Here is a 13,818-nt window from a genome sequence, read left to right as displayed (position 1 = left end):
GCAGAACCTCAAAGATGAGAAAATGGCTGTCGATACTTATAGAGCAATTCTGGAGAAACTTAAGAAGGAGAAAATCAAGTATTACGATTACCTGCTCGAACACGATATCCGTCACATCTTGATGGAAGAAGAAGAACATATCACAGAACTCGAGCTACTGCTTGGAATACAGGGCAATAGCTATTAGTCTGGCGATATTCTATAATATTTTATTTATTAAATTTTTCTTTTTTTAACTCGTGCGCAGACGAATTATCTGAGAACCTACAGGATCTAAAATGATTGCTGAATTATTCTCGCGACAGATTGATTATTTATGTGGTTTTTAGCACACTGGCCTCCTGATCATTTGCTCCAATCAGATTCCGATCGAATGAACCGATCTACTATATCTTGGAAAACAGGTTCCTCAAGAGATTTTGATTAGGTCAAGATTATGACAAGACCCAGCTCAACGCTGAATGGAGAAACTAAGGCCAAAGCTGTTTTTATAATTTCAACGATTTTGATCTCATAGGGATTAGCCGATTTTTCACTCTCGATCATCTTATTGCCTCCATTGTATATCGATGAATGCATCGCCTTGATTCTTCACCAATAAGACCTCTCTTTGTGAGTTGTCGGCGAAAAACGTTCCCTTTCTTAAATCTTTTGGTTAACCGTTTAAAATACAGTGGCTCCGAACCGTTCCAAGAATAATACCTTTCTGATTCATTGAATTAACATTTGTTCATTTCCATTCTGAAGACTTACGCTTTTTTTATCTGCGGTTATGGAATTGAAGAGTTATTCAAATGAATAAAGATGACGGAAACGAAAAAAAAGGAATCCCTCATTCCTCTCGAAACGGATTTTCATATTAAGAGATTTTGATTAATAAGAGACGACATAATAATTGTCAAACATACGAAATTTGAGCATTTTCGTCAGTCCCAAAACGAATTATTTGGAACTCCTATCCATTGTCTGCCTTGCGTCTCTCAAAAGTTTTTTCTAATCCTTTTGATATTTCTATATTGGGGAGTCCCCGTGGACCTTCTCCAACTTCCCCACCGTTTTATCTTTTTCTTCGGGGACTCCTCACCATAAGTTCTCTACTGCCTCCGTTCTGAATGCCCTTGAAGCCGTTTCGCGCGGAATGAAAGGATTGCCTGAAGCTCCATTCAACCTGAAAGCTGATTGACGGCGTGATGAATTGCTTCGTTGTGATTCAAACCACAAAAATCAGTCATATGTTGAGAAGGTGGTCCGCCGTGGCAACGTAAGTCGCCTAGTTGATATCGCTTGTCTGCAACATGCACATAAGCTCGGCAAGAATCTTGAAATCGCGCTCAAGATCCATTTCAAGTGACGCCCCTTTTTCAACGATTATCTTCACCTTCTGCGCATAATAATCATTCATCGTCTTCCCACTCCAGTCTCCCATGACTTTCACACCTAGATCGTGAAATGAAATCACACCAAACACGACCGCCAGATCGTACAGAAATTCCACCATAAGCCACTCGTCAAACTCGCAGTTCTCTTCAATATCGTGGGGATAGTTCATCCATAATGAACTGATCTTGTGTGCGAGTGCATGTGCCCTACACTTATCGTCGGCAGTCAAGAAGACAACATCTAGCTTCTGCCCATCACAATGGCTCGCCAGGGCTCTTACGATTTCAGAATCCCTCTTTTCTCTGTCCTCGAAGAATTCTCCACCTACAATGTCAATACAGGTATAGAGCTCTCTAAGAACCTTCAGTTCTGTTTGCGCATTGAGCGCTTTCCGACCAGACATGTAGCAACAGTTGAAGAACGACTTCATCAGTGTTTGATCTCCAAGAGCCCTACTAAGTTCCGCGATTTCTTTTTGAGAATATTTTCTTCCTATCCTCTTCGAAATTTCTGAATGAACTATCATTGGCACCAATATTTGGACATTCTTTGATTTGCCCTTGTCATCCAAACGTCGGAAATTACGATGAAACCGAAGCCTGCTTAGCAACCGTTTGTAGGCGATATTCGTATCGACCCCTATGCATTTCAATCGCGGGTACTTTAGGGGATCGCACATCCTTCTTTCGATCTCTTCGAGCTCAACTAATAAGTCTTCGAGATTCAATGGAGCTTGCAGGGATCCTTGAAAGACCTCTTTCAGATCCGAATAGTCAGGTATCTCTTCCCTTAGGTATTCGGTTGATAGTTTACTACGGATTTGTGAGGTCGCCTCGTCGAAGTCGTTCCTTTCTACCACGCGTTCTATCCTTTTCTTGCGAAGATCAATTTTCAGGAGATCTAAATCCAGAAGGTCTGAATGAACGACGAATCTATCAACTTCTTGCAAAAGTGCATTGTTCATAACAGCCATCAGGAAATCCTTGCATACGATCGTGTTCATCACTTGACCTCCGATATGATCTCATGAAGATGCTGCGTCGATATGGGAATGAGAAGATAGGGTCTTTTCGCGTTGAAGAGTGAATCCATATATAAATAAAAAATATGATCAAATATCTCTTTGCTCCATCCGGCGAAGACCGATCCTAGCACAACAATCTTCCTACCAGGAGTTACGTCGAGCGCGATCTTATCTCCTTTTTCTTTGTGATCCCTAGCGATTTTCCTTACCCTCTCGGAAACTTCCCTAATCTCATCACCTTTGATAACCTCAATCGATGTCTTTGGAATTAGACCATGTCCCCTTATCAAAACTGCCAGCATCTTTTCCAAAATGTTGGCTTCTTCACTTTCTTCTTGCGTAGTGAGTATGTAGATGACTTCTGGGATAAAGCCATGTTTTCGGATAATAGCCCAGACCGAATTAAATCCCCCCCAAACGCTGCGACCAGTCATCATAATTAGCACATTCATGACAACCACACCGCTTTGAACGACTATTCCTTATGAATAATCATTATTGAAGAACTGCTTTTCGGATGATGTCCTGAGATTCTTGAGGTGTCTGTGTGGTATTGACTATGTAGACCTTTGACTGTTCAAGCAGTCTTCTGAAGAAGTTCGTTCGAATGTTCATTTTCCTTTTGTCGCGTACAAGCTGGTGAGGATTGCACAAATCATTGGAAAGCAGATAATCGAGTGCCTCCTCAGGGTCAAGTCCCTTGATTATTGTGGGATCGTTTCTATCCCTCTTTAGAAGTACAATATAGTAGATCGATGTCATCGGGATGACGCCACCGTCCCCGACAACCCAACGAACATTGACGATAGCCCGTCCCTTGTCATCAAATTTGGATCTTTCAATGAGCGATTGATACTCTGTCCAAACTTGCCCGATATCCGCCTCAGCATAGCAGTTCTTCTCAGATCCAAAGGCGAGCGGCCTTTTGGTTGATAGTCTAACGAAGTACCAGTCATCGGTTACAAGGCGGGCCTCCGGCAACCTCAGAAGTCCCCATGAGTGGGTCGTTTTCCCAGTTTTAGATGGTGCTATGATTGAAACACCACGCCCTTTGATATCAATCGCGGCACCATGCACGTGATAAATTCTGTGTTCATCTTCTAATACATCGCCCGCCACGGCTAGCGTGATGCTCTTCACCCATCCATAGTATTGGATGTTGAAAAGGAATGCAGTTTTTGTCATAGGATCATATTTTACAAGGGGCTTTCCGTTTTTTTCTTCAAGAACAATGATACGACCATGCGATCGAACGTTTTCACTCATCGTATAAAAATTGTCTTCCCATCTTTCCTTTACATGCTCCAGATCTGTGAGAAGCTTAATGCAACAGCCGTAGATTTCCGCTTTCCTTGTATACAGGAATCTATCTTGATATTGTTCATAAAGCCTATCTTTCTCTTCAGGAGATATGAGTTCGATCTCGTAAGTCATTTCCTCACCATCAATAATATGATATTTGGGGTATGGGATATTATAATCTTCTAAGCGAGTTTTCCTGCAGGTCATTACGTGAAAAAAAGAGTCTCTAGATATATGGAAAAATAGAGGCTGTATAATCCAATCATCTCATTGTCAGTGGCGACGGCCTTAAAGCACTATGGAAAATTTTTGATCTCCTCAAAGCTGTTTCCCAAAAAACTGGATCCAATCGACATGTACCACATAGTGTTACTGGCAAACGGGCAGGATAATCTATTAAAACGATAGAACCGATCAACTGAAAAAGAGATGAGCGCACTTCGTTATATATCGGCCCACCAGTAAGATCATCAGAGAATTGGCAGTTAGCGATCAAGGAAAGGTATGAGAGACTCATTGAAAAGGGAGGAATGGCATTGGGAAGAACAAAAGCATCGATCGATGTAAAAAAGGTACTTGAACTTCGCCTAAAGGGATTGAGCTACAGACAAATCGCAAGAGAATTGAGAGTCTCGCACACAACCATTGCGAGAGTTTTGAAAGATGATTGCGAATCTTGTCGCATCGACGTGGGCACGGACAAGAACAAATGTAATATCAAGAGTAATATGAAATCAGAGCACTAACAGAACAATTTTATCTTCCTGGTATCGAAAACAATGTTGTTTGGTTGCCCAGACTTCCAAGACCTTATAGATCAGTAAATGAAGAGAGGGGACCACTGAACAATTGCGAAGACAACTATTTTGCTAGCAAAGATTTTTCCTAATGAGAGGCTTGGGCCACAATGATATGCCGATAGAGATGGTTTCTCACTATCGAACCAGATAGTCATTTCGGCAAGGTTTGCTATTGAATTGAATGGACATGAACATTCCTGGCATAATGCGTGAGAGTGCGTTCATATCGATGAGAGAAAGGGTAAGCCCAAAGCGTCGCAGATTATTTTCGCAATCCTCAAAGGTGAACGTGGAAAAGATCTAGAACCAAATACGCCAGTTACTGGCGAAAATTGATCAACTCGACTTTCCTCCAGTCGACTTCTCCTTCATCAACGCAACCAGATCGCTCAGAATTGCGCTTGCAGTCTCAAACTTACCCGCGCCCCTTCCAACAACTGTGATTTCTCCAGCGAGGTCGGTTGAAAGTTGGATGATGTTCAATGTGCCACCTATACTCAGAGGATGCCCAACAGGAACTAATCTCGGGGAAACCTCCAGCCGCTTGCTGGAAATTTCTGCAATCAATCTGATAACTTTCCTTTCTTCCGCAGCAAGGGCTATCGCATCCTCGGTGATACCGCTGATTCCCCGTCGCTTCACGTCTTCGTAGGTCTTATTGAGATTGAATATCGCATTTGCCAAGATCGCAGCCTTACAGGCGCTGTCAACGCCTTCGATATCGTATGTCGGGTCTCTTTCAGCAATGCCGATTTCCTGCGCTTCTTTCAATGCCTGAGCAAACGGGAGCCCTTCTTCCCTCATGCGGTGCAGAATGAAATTGCAGGTTCCATTGAGAATACCTCTGATGGAATTGATCTTCTCCCCCATTAAAATCTCCCTCGAAAGATTGATCACTGGCGTTGCCCCTCCGACGGTCGCCTCAAACCTTAGCTGAACTTGATTCTTTTCAGCCGTCTTGATCAGTTCTGAGAACTTAAGAGCCAGCGGACCCTTGTTAGAGGTGACAACATCTTTGCCCGATTCCAGGGCTGTGAGAATGTTTGAGTAGCCAGGTTCTCCAGTTAATATGTTCGTGGGCGTGACTTCCACTAAGACATCGTAATTGAATCGCCTAATAATGTAGGAGGACTCGTCCTTCAACTCATTCGTGCCGACGCGACCTTTCATTTTTTTCCTTTGAATGAGTAGTTCGGGATCGAGGCCATCATTTGAAAACTCGAAAGAAGATGAGTCGAGAGCGCCAACGATCCTCACGTGTTCGCCAAATCTTCTTTCAAACCAGGCTGCCCTCTCCTTAATGACTTCTGCGATACCCTGGCCTACTGTTCCGAAACCAGCGATAAAAATATCCATACTAATCCTCCAGACTTCTGATTACAAGGAATCTGCGCTCATGCGCTTCCTCATTAAGCAATTCTTCGATTTTCTCCAAAGTTTCGTGTTTCCTCACTTTTCCAATGAGAAACGCCGCTTTTCCATCTGAAAGATGTGAAACAGAATACTTGATATTAATCGATTCAAGACCTTCCATTGACTCGATCTCTTTCACGACACCATTCAACTCACTTGTACTGATATCACCAACAAGTAAGTACTCGAATGAAATAGTTTCATAAATCGAGCCTAAACGAGAGACATCAATTTCTCTCTCTTTCCAAGTTTCGAGAATTCTCTCAAGAATCTTGTCTGATTTGATCTCAAAGGTCACGTTCACAGTGATACGTCCACCCACGACGACATCCCTGTGGTGGACCACTCCCACGATATTTCCACCATTTGCTGAAATTGGTTCAAGTGCAAGGACAAGCTGCCCTGGGACATCCTTGAGGCGAAGATCAACATTGACTTTCAATAATAGACCTCCGATGGTGCAACATTTTGCGGGTGTATCTATGCGTGATACTATATAGCATTCTCTCTCGAAAATCTCTCGGATTTTAAGCTTTTTCTACTGATTGATCTTTGCGTTTGAGGATATGAGCAGAGATATTCGCCGAGTCCTGGCAGTCAGACCTAAACTACAAGTCCAATTTTTCCTTGATACCTAGCTTGCTTCTCGTGCGCTGCCGCTTCTCAATGTGTTTCACAGATAACCGTATGTATCCATGAGCTGAAACTCACCCCTATTTGAGGCGATTTTTTGTAAAGTTCGGAGACAAGAAATCCGTCTGGGTGACTTTTCATTCCCTTATCCTTATTTACGATCGTCGAGGGTTAAAGTCTAAGGTGAAAAACTATGATGAGCGCCGAGGGGGAGATTTGAACTCCCGAGGCGCAAAGCGCCACGAGCTAACTATCGGAAGGCGACTCCAGGCTCGCGCCTTACCGGACTGGGCCACCTCGGCACTTGCCAGCTCCTTACCGCCTTTCACCATTTAAAATTTGCTTCTCGAAGGAATTCAAAAATATCTGAGAGCTACTCCGTCACGATTAAAACACTGATTGGCGCTTCGGCGCAAATGCGATTCAAGATGTCCTTCTTAATGGCCCCTGAGCTGATCGCATATGCAAACAGATCAAACTCACCAGACCTGATCCGGCTGACGATTTCGATCATGAGGTTTCCCTCGACCGGTTCCTCACTGACTTCAACGCCGTATGTCGTCCCGACTCTCTTTAAATGTAGGAACTTGTCCTCAAACTCGTGCCTCAAGTCAATTGGTAAAATGACATGCAGTCCCGAGTTAAGGTTGATCGCCGCCCTGATAGAAATGTCAAGGCATTTTTCAGATCCAGGAGAACCGTCAAACAAAGTAAGGATCCTTCTGTATGGAAACACACCTTTGCAAAGCAGTACCGCCCGAAAACCAGAATATGAAGTTCGATTATCCAATAACTTCCTCACTTCCTTGAAGAACAGATCACCAGGCCGAATAGCAAGACATACCTCACTTGTCGACATCACTGAATCGTTAAAGAATGATTGAATCATGTTGGATTTCTCGAGAATCGTTGTCGTCCAGTCGATGCCAGAATTCCTAAGAGCGCGTGTCGCCATCTCAGCAATCCTCTCGTCTGTTGACACCACAACCAGTTCTGATCCCGTATAATGAGCGAGATAGTTCGCTTCGGAGAGCACGCTTGTGAGATCATATTTGTCATTAATAGCAGCGATGACTTTCGCAAAAGGCTTTGGTTTTTTCCCCTTCCCAAATAGTTTTTCTTCCATGACTGGTGGCAAAATGCCGAGTGTGCAGAGTATTATATGATCTCCTTTCTGAAGCATTAATTCTCTTTCCGCCGAGATCAGGCAATGTCCTCTCAACACGCCAATGATCGTCGTATTTGCTGGCAGTTCAATATCCATCAATTTCTTGCCAATTAATTCAGATTCCTCAAAGACAATGATTTCCGAGACTTTCTGAGATTGTGGATAGACGATATTCTCGATCCTTTTGACTGTTTCCACTAGCGGGCAGATAACACTTTCCAACCCATATTTGTGAAAAGACGGGATGCTTGATGGATCTTTCACGATTATAAGGATTTTTCTTGGACCATACCTCTCTATGATATTCGCAACCCTCAGATTTTCATCATCATCCTCAAATGCGACAATGACGACCTCCGCGTCATGAATTCCCGCTTGCTGAAGTGTCTCCTCCTCATCGCATTCTCCACAAATGATCTGCGATCCCGACAATGAATTCTTCAAATCACAGATAAGATTTGAATCGCTAGAAACGAGAGTGACGTTTGGCATTGAGCGCACAAGAAATTCAGCAACCTTTCCAGAGCCAATGAGGAGGATTTTCATCGCATTTCGCCCCCAAGTCTGAATTTCTTAAAAAGATATTTAAAGAGGGTAGGGGAAAGAACGGCCAGAATAATTGCCACAAGTATAATCAGGGAGTAAGTCATTTGATCCAGAATCCCAATCCTCAGCCCGATCTCAGAGGCAGCAATCATGAGCGTCAAACCACCAGTCAAGAGGACACCGGTAGCTAAACTGCCCTTCATGGCACTTCTCTTCGAAAGGATAATACATGGAATTATCTTCACAATGATCGTAATCAGAATGAGAGCTGGAAGTAATGCGAGTGCGCGGACATTGAGAATTGCATCGAAGTTGAATGTTGCACCAAGATTGATGAAAAAGATAGGGATGAGAAAGCCGTATCCAATTCCATACAATTTCTTTGTCAGCAATGCGCCTTCCTGGAATAGAAGGGAAATCACCGCACCAGCAAGAAAAGCACCTAGAATTGCCATCGCTTCCGATTCAACGATTCCCGCAATTGCGACGAATATAAAGATGATCGCAAGTGATGCTCGAATGCCGATTTCATGGGGATCGTCAGATTTGAAGAATTTCTTGAGTAGGTCTGGATGATGCCAGATTGCAAGTGAACCGATTTTATAAATCAAGAAGAACGTCAAGAAAATCACGACCAGTATGACCATTGATATAGTGCCAAATAGGGAATCCGCGAATTGGATGATTTGTATCCTGATTGCATAGACGGTAACAAGAAGCATTGCACCGATATCAGAAATCAATGCTATTACGAGAATTTGCTGTCCAAACGATGTTCTGGAAATCCTCATCTCGCGGATAACAGAGAGTACAACAGCAACTGATGTCGTCGAAAGGATGATAGCCATGTAAAAAGGTTCAACACTGAAATTCATTGTTTCGATGAATAGGGAGACCAGGGGAAGGGCTAAAATGAGAGTGAGTTCGAAGATGATTATCCCAATTAAGAATCCTCTCAACCCTGCTGATCCAATTTGACTAAAATCTATTTCGAGACCTGAGAGGAACATCAGAAAGATAAGACCGATTGTAGCTAGGAATTGAACAGATGGGCCAAATACGAGGGGCCTAACACCAAAAAAAGTATCAAAAATATAAAGCACGGCGCCGACAATCAGGCCAAAAGAGATTTCTCCGACTACGACTGGGATCCCCGTACGCGTTAACAAAAGCGGTGTGATAAACGCGATGAGAGCGATTATGACTAGGGAGTAATATTCCTCAATCATTGGTCAATTCCTCGCCTAATGATTTTTCTTTTCTTCTAAACGAGATTATTCTCGAGAGGACGAATAGAGAATATTGCTCAGTTCAAACGTATTCCGTAATGTTGGGCGCATTTGCCTAGCGAGACGAATTTCGGCAGGATCAACTTCAACAGTAGTTATATCTTCATCATAGTACTTGTTCCTGACGATTATGTCTCCGCGGGGGTTCGCCACCTGGCTCCCTCCAAAAAAGACTTGGTTCAGCTGCGTTCCCACTTGATTGACATAAATGACGTATACCGTGTTCTCAATTGCCCGCGCAGGAATGACGCGTTCGAAGTATGGTTTTGATGTATAGGGGGAAGCTGCGATACAGATAATAACCTCTGCCCCAAGAGTCGCGTAATACTTTGAAATTTCTGGAAAGAATATATCATAACAGATAATCGGTCCGATTTTCACGCGATTGAGTTCAAACAACTTCGGAGCGTCACCGGGACAAAAGTAAAGTTTTTCCTCGAATGGCCCAAAATTTGCAAGTGAGAGCTTGTCATACCTTTGCACATATCCATCTGGAGAGACGAGAACCGCGCTGTTCTTGACCAACGACGTAAGGTTTTCGTCAAGCAATGGCATTCCAAACAGAATACCACAGCAATGTTCTTCAGCAATTTTCTTAATCCTTCTAACGCTTTCTCCTTCGATTCCCTCTGCAACTTTAAAAAACAAATCCCTGCACATATATCCCGTCAGGAACGTCTCTGAAAAAACTACGAGGTCTGCGTCAACTTTTTTGACGACTCTTTCAATTGTTTGAATGTTTTTTGACTTATCCGCTACGTGAGAAGCCACCTGTGCCAATACGATTTTCATTTTTCCGACTCCGGGAATTATACTGAACTCATATCATCTTTTTGATAGCCTTTTAATAGTTCCCCCCGGTTTCTTGAAAGCACTTATTTATCAGAATTCTATTTATATCGTCAATGCGACCGGAACTAGCTGAGGATACTGAACTAGTCATTAAGGATTTTATTCGCCAGAAGGTTGAAGAGAGCGGTGGAAACGGTGTCGTCGTTGGATTGAGTGGGGGTATTGATTCAGCAGTCGTCTCTAAATTGTGTGCCGACGCAATTGGCTCGGAAAAAGTGCTCAATCTCTTTATGCCTACCAGTGTTTCGCCGTCTTCAGACAAACAGGACGTGATTGAATTTTGCAAAAAATTTAATATGGAATTGAAAATCGTCGACATCTCACCTGCGATTGAAGGATTTGAGAAAATTCTTTCAGATCTAAACAGGAAGGAACTAATTGGCAATATCATGGCACGTTGCAGAATGATTGTTCTCTATCATGAGGCAAACCTCCGGAAGAGGATCGTCATGGGAACGAGCAACAAGAGCGAACTTTTAATTGGCTATTTCACGAAATTTGGTGATGGTGGTTCTGATTTTTGCCCAATAGGCGATCTGTACAAGACGCAGGTGAGAGAGCTAGCAAGAAGAATAGGTATTCCACAGAATATCCTTGAAAAAACACCAACTGCAGGATTATGGTCCGGACAAACTGATGAAGGAGAGATCGGTATCTCCTACACCGATCTCGATCGGATCTTGCTTGGCTTTGAAAAGAACTTATCGAACGATGAGATTTCAGCGAGGACGGGACTACCAATACACGTTATTGAACGGATATGGAAAATGCATAGGTCAACCGTTCATAAGAGAAAGATGCCTTTAATCCCAAAGATTGGAATTAGAACACTTGGACTCGACTGGCGTGAGTAGATTTCAGATGTGTTTCTAGCAGATCCACCAGAGCGTCTGTATCGAGAACATCAAAAATTATCTTGTTGGCCTTTTTTCCCAATGCCCACAGGAATCTCTGTTTTTCTCTAAGTTTAATACCGATCAAATCGTAGCTCCTTGATGTGATAAATAGCTCAGGTCGGTTGAGCCTGAAAAAAACACCAGTCCTTATTGGACCTTTTTCAATTCGCTCAACGCTTTCAATGTTTGCGATAGGGATGTTTCCCCTAAATATCCAACCCACTCTGAGAACCAGTTGATCGTTGAGAATCTCGTGGTATGTCAACAATGGCGTTATGCCAAATAAAATAAGGATCATCACCTCGAGAGTCACGACCAAAGAGAGCACGATAAAATCGATGCCGAAAAGGATTAGAACAAAATAGAAAATCAGTACTTCACCAATGAGCATTATCAGAAGATTCAGAGCATACGGCTTTTTGCTATAATAAAATCGGCAAGTTGAGTTCATCGCCAGCATCCTATGCATTCGTACAATAAGAAACATTTGCATTCGTATGTCGTCGAACACCGAGATAAGTAAATTTTTCATTTTTTCAACGGGGGTTACAGATAACGATATAGAATTTCAAGTTGGGCATATTTCGATCATCAAGAGTGCCATAAATATCATGAAAAGCTTTAATAAAGGCCATCTTATTGGCGCTTCGGTGCTCCCGTAGTGTAGTCCGGTCAATCATGCGGGCCTCTCGAGCCCGCGACTCGGGTTCAAATCCCGGCGGGAGCACTTTTTGTTCATGTCCAGGTTCTCTCTGGTATAGCCGATTTTTTTAACACGCTGTTTATAGTCTCTTATGTCAACTGCGTTTCCGTCTTATCCAGAATTTGTCTATGAATCACTCGTCGCATATTTCAAATTCTATACTAGACACCAAATACTGCAACCTCGTACCGCAACCTCGTTGATATTTTATCGCCATAATTACTTCCAAACTTATATCAAATAAGTGGCAAACAATGATCTAAAAGAGGGGGCGCTCAATTAAGGAATTTTAGCAGGAAATTGAACAGAGAAAAATATCTATGATTTGAATTCAAAGGGATGCTTTGAGATCGAACGGTCTACCGCTATGTTAGGCGTATTTTCTACACTTGCAAATAGACCAAAAAACGAACTTGAACACATTTTTTCTCCGAATTCCGGTCATGATTATGCCTTTGCATCCTCATTTGCCATCATAATGAATATTGATGTATTTCTTATTCGGTAATTTTGGATCATCGAGCCCCATTCTTTCGCTTTTGCATTTATGTTTGATAAGAAGCGACATGTGATGTTCTCTAGTGTTCTATGCATTCCAATTAATAAAAGAGAACGGTGGCACTTTTCAGCTCTTTATTTGCAAAAAAATCATGATGCACTATAACGCGACAAATACTATCAATTTCGTTAGGGGGAAAAGATCCCATTCCCGCCTTTAGACAATAGATTTCTTAGTGACGAGATCTGTCAAAGCTCTAGCTTGCAATTTGCAGATCAATCACTAACTAAAACCAAGCAAAATACCTTTCATCGGTATCAAAATCTGCGAATTAGGCCAACCTCCAAGTCCAAATCTTATCAATGGGGCCATCAAGAATATTGCGAAGAAGCAAGATCAAATCCATGTCTTTTCGTTATCTTTTTGAATTCAATTGTCTTCTCGAATCTGATGAAGATCATTACGAGGGTACAATCATAAGACCTTGAATGGTGTTTTGTTCAAACACAGAAGATTGTATGAAAATACTCATTGGTCCGACAAAATAGAAATCTGGAATATTAACGATTCAATAATCTCTCACGACGACTTCTCAAGGCGATCTAGAACATAATTAAGAATGCAGATACATTGCGCTGATGTGTATTCTCTTTCCCCTAGAGAAATCTTTATCCCCCTTCTCAATGCGAATCTTTCCTCGTTCTTCGGAAGCCCGATTTGATCGCCCAAAACGAAAACAGGATCTTCGCCAATTTCTATTTCCCAAATGTCTTTGCCTTTTTTCTCGAGGACAAATACATTGCGTTTAGTTTTAATGAGGGCTTGAAAACTATTCTTCTTCACAGTAATTCCAGGATGGGACTTTCCCGAGAGCACCTTTTTAATGAGATTCTCCCAATTCCTCTCCTGAGGCGGGGCATCCTGTAGTTGATTGCTCTCGACGAGGAGTTCCTTTGGAGGGTCTGGAGGACCGTTCAAGATTGCGTGAAAAATCACATCTTTTCTTGATGCGTAAGATTCGTAAATCGCCATTAAGATGCATTGATGAACGACATCGAGCCTTCCAGCTTCATAAAGATCCTTGAAATTCCCATCCGTTTTTCCAGTTCGTGAATAAAGTATGAATTCCCTTACCATTTAATCGCCGCTATCCATTGCCTTGATTATAACTATAATGCAACCCTTTGAGTGTATCGATTTGCTATAGGAAAAAAAATTGAAAAGCAAACCACGGAAAAGAAATTAATCAAATTGTTCCAGCAACACATCAAATACAGTCTGTTATTGCCTGCTGGCCATCATGGACTCTCCGA

At 42.4% G+C, this 13,818-nt stretch carries 14 protein-coding genes and 2 tRNA genes; 4 read left to right on the top strand and 12 right to left on the bottom strand.

The genetic code is table 11. The annotated features are described in order from the left end of the window. On the top strand, window positions 1-187 hold a 187-nt coding region (locus QHH00_02985; protein ID MDH7508348.1), incomplete at its 5' end, for a hypothetical protein. A gap of 236 nt (window positions 188-423) precedes the next feature. On the opposite strand, the gene QHH00_02980 is transcribed toward QHH00_02985, so the two are convergent. The 4 genes from QHH00_02980 to QHH00_02965 all read right to left on the bottom strand — a co-directional run bounded on the left by QHH00_02980 (window position 424) and on the right by QHH00_02965 (window position 3,838). Further along, complete coding sequence (locus QHH00_02980; GenBank protein ID MDH7508347.1) at window positions 424-546, bottom strand: hypothetical protein; 123 nt, start codon at window positions 544-546, stop codon at window positions 424-426. Between the two features lie 724 nt (window positions 547-1,270). Beyond that, window positions 1,271-2,383, bottom strand: a complete 1,113-nt coding sequence (locus QHH00_02975) for a PIN domain-containing protein (protein MDH7508346.1) — start codon at window positions 2,381-2,383, stop codon at window positions 1,271-1,273. After that, a complete protein-coding gene (locus tag QHH00_02970; GenBank protein ID MDH7508345.1) occupies window positions 2,383-2,856 on the bottom strand; it encodes a hypothetical protein in 474 nt (157 codons plus the stop codon). The genes QHH00_02975 and QHH00_02970 overlap by 1 nt, the downstream gene beginning before the upstream one ends. Window positions 2,857-2,899: 43 nt before the next feature. Next, window positions 2,900-3,838: a hypothetical protein gene (locus QHH00_02965; GenBank protein MDH7508344.1), complete on the bottom strand. Its 939-nt coding sequence runs from the start codon at window positions 3,836-3,838 to the stop codon at window positions 2,900-2,902. A 398-nt stretch (window positions 3,839-4,236) separates the two neighbouring features. Between QHH00_02965 and QHH00_02960 the strand changes: the two genes are divergently transcribed. Beyond that, on the top strand, window positions 4,237-4,452 hold the full coding sequence (locus QHH00_02960) for a helix-turn-helix domain-containing protein (protein ID MDH7508343.1): 216 nt from the start codon (window positions 4,237-4,239) through the stop codon (window positions 4,450-4,452). Window positions 4,453-4,842: 390 nt separating this feature from the next. On the opposite strand, the gene QHH00_02955 is transcribed toward QHH00_02960, so the two are convergent. The 6 genes from QHH00_02955 to QHH00_02930 all read right to left on the bottom strand — a co-directional run bounded on the left by QHH00_02955 (window position 4,843) and on the right by QHH00_02930 (window position 10,347). Continuing rightward, on the bottom strand, window positions 4,843-5,862 hold the full coding sequence (locus QHH00_02955) for a homoserine dehydrogenase (GenBank protein MDH7508342.1): 1,020 nt from the start codon (window positions 5,860-5,862) through the stop codon (window positions 4,843-4,845). Between the two features lies 1 nt (window position 5,863). After that, the gene (locus QHH00_02950) at window positions 5,864-6,361 is read right to left on the bottom strand and encodes a hypothetical protein (GenBank protein ID MDH7508341.1); all 498 of its coding nucleotides are present in this window, start codon (window positions 6,359-6,361) and stop codon (window positions 5,864-5,866) included. Window positions 6,362-6,753: 392 nt separating this feature from the next. Continuing rightward, window positions 6,754-6,854: transfer RNA gene (locus tag QHH00_02945), tRNA-Ser, on the bottom strand. A gap of 71 nt (window positions 6,855-6,925) precedes the next feature. Further along, window positions 6,926-8,266, bottom strand: coding sequence for an NAD-binding protein (locus QHH00_02940; GenBank protein ID MDH7508340.1), 1,341 nt, complete (start codon window positions 8,264-8,266; stop codon window positions 6,926-6,928). Beyond that, on the bottom strand, window positions 8,263-9,495 hold the full coding sequence (locus QHH00_02935; protein MDH7508339.1) for a cation:proton antiporter: 1,233 nt from the start codon (window positions 9,493-9,495) through the stop codon (window positions 8,263-8,265). Before QHH00_02935 ends, QHH00_02940 begins: the two co-directional genes overlap by 4 nt. A gap of 45 nt (window positions 9,496-9,540) precedes the next feature. Beyond that, a complete protein-coding gene (locus QHH00_02930; GenBank protein ID MDH7508338.1) occupies window positions 9,541-10,347 on the bottom strand; it encodes a carbon-nitrogen hydrolase family protein in 807 nt (268 codons plus the stop codon). Between the two features lie 113 nt (window positions 10,348-10,460). On the opposite strand from QHH00_02930, the gene QHH00_02925 reads away from it, so the two are divergent. Continuing rightward, complete coding sequence (locus QHH00_02925) at window positions 10,461-11,261, top strand: NAD+ synthase (GenBank protein MDH7508337.1); 801 nt, start codon at window positions 10,461-10,463, stop codon at window positions 11,259-11,261. Here QHH00_02925 and QHH00_02920 read toward each other — a convergent pair. Then, window positions 11,230-11,754 carry a hypothetical protein gene (locus QHH00_02920; protein ID MDH7508336.1) on the bottom strand — a complete coding sequence of 175 codons (525 nt, stop codon included), beginning with the start codon at window positions 11,752-11,754 and terminating at the stop codon, window positions 11,230-11,232. The two genes, QHH00_02925 and QHH00_02920, sit on opposite strands and share 32 nt — an antisense overlap. 201 nt (window positions 11,755-11,955) lie before the next feature. On the opposite strand from QHH00_02920, the gene QHH00_02915 reads away from it, so the two are divergent. Beyond that, window positions 11,956-12,030 (top strand) — tRNA-Glu (locus QHH00_02915). 1,054 nt (window positions 12,031-13,084) lie between these two features. Here the strand turns inward: QHH00_02915 and trmY are convergent. Further along, complete coding sequence (gene trmY / locus QHH00_02910; protein MDH7508335.1) at window positions 13,085-13,642, bottom strand: tRNA (pseudouridine(54)-N(1))-methyltransferase TrmY; 558 nt, start codon at window positions 13,640-13,642, stop codon at window positions 13,085-13,087. Between the last annotated feature and the right edge of the window lie 176 nt (window positions 13,643-13,818).

Source organism: Methanomassiliicoccales archaeon, from assembly GCA_029907465.1.
Taxonomy (GTDB): domain Archaea; phylum Thermoplasmatota; class Thermoplasmata; order Methanomassiliicoccales; family JACIVX01; genus JACIVX01.
Note: the sequence above shows the minus strand (reverse complement) of the source record. Positions and strands in the feature narration are given on the sequence as shown.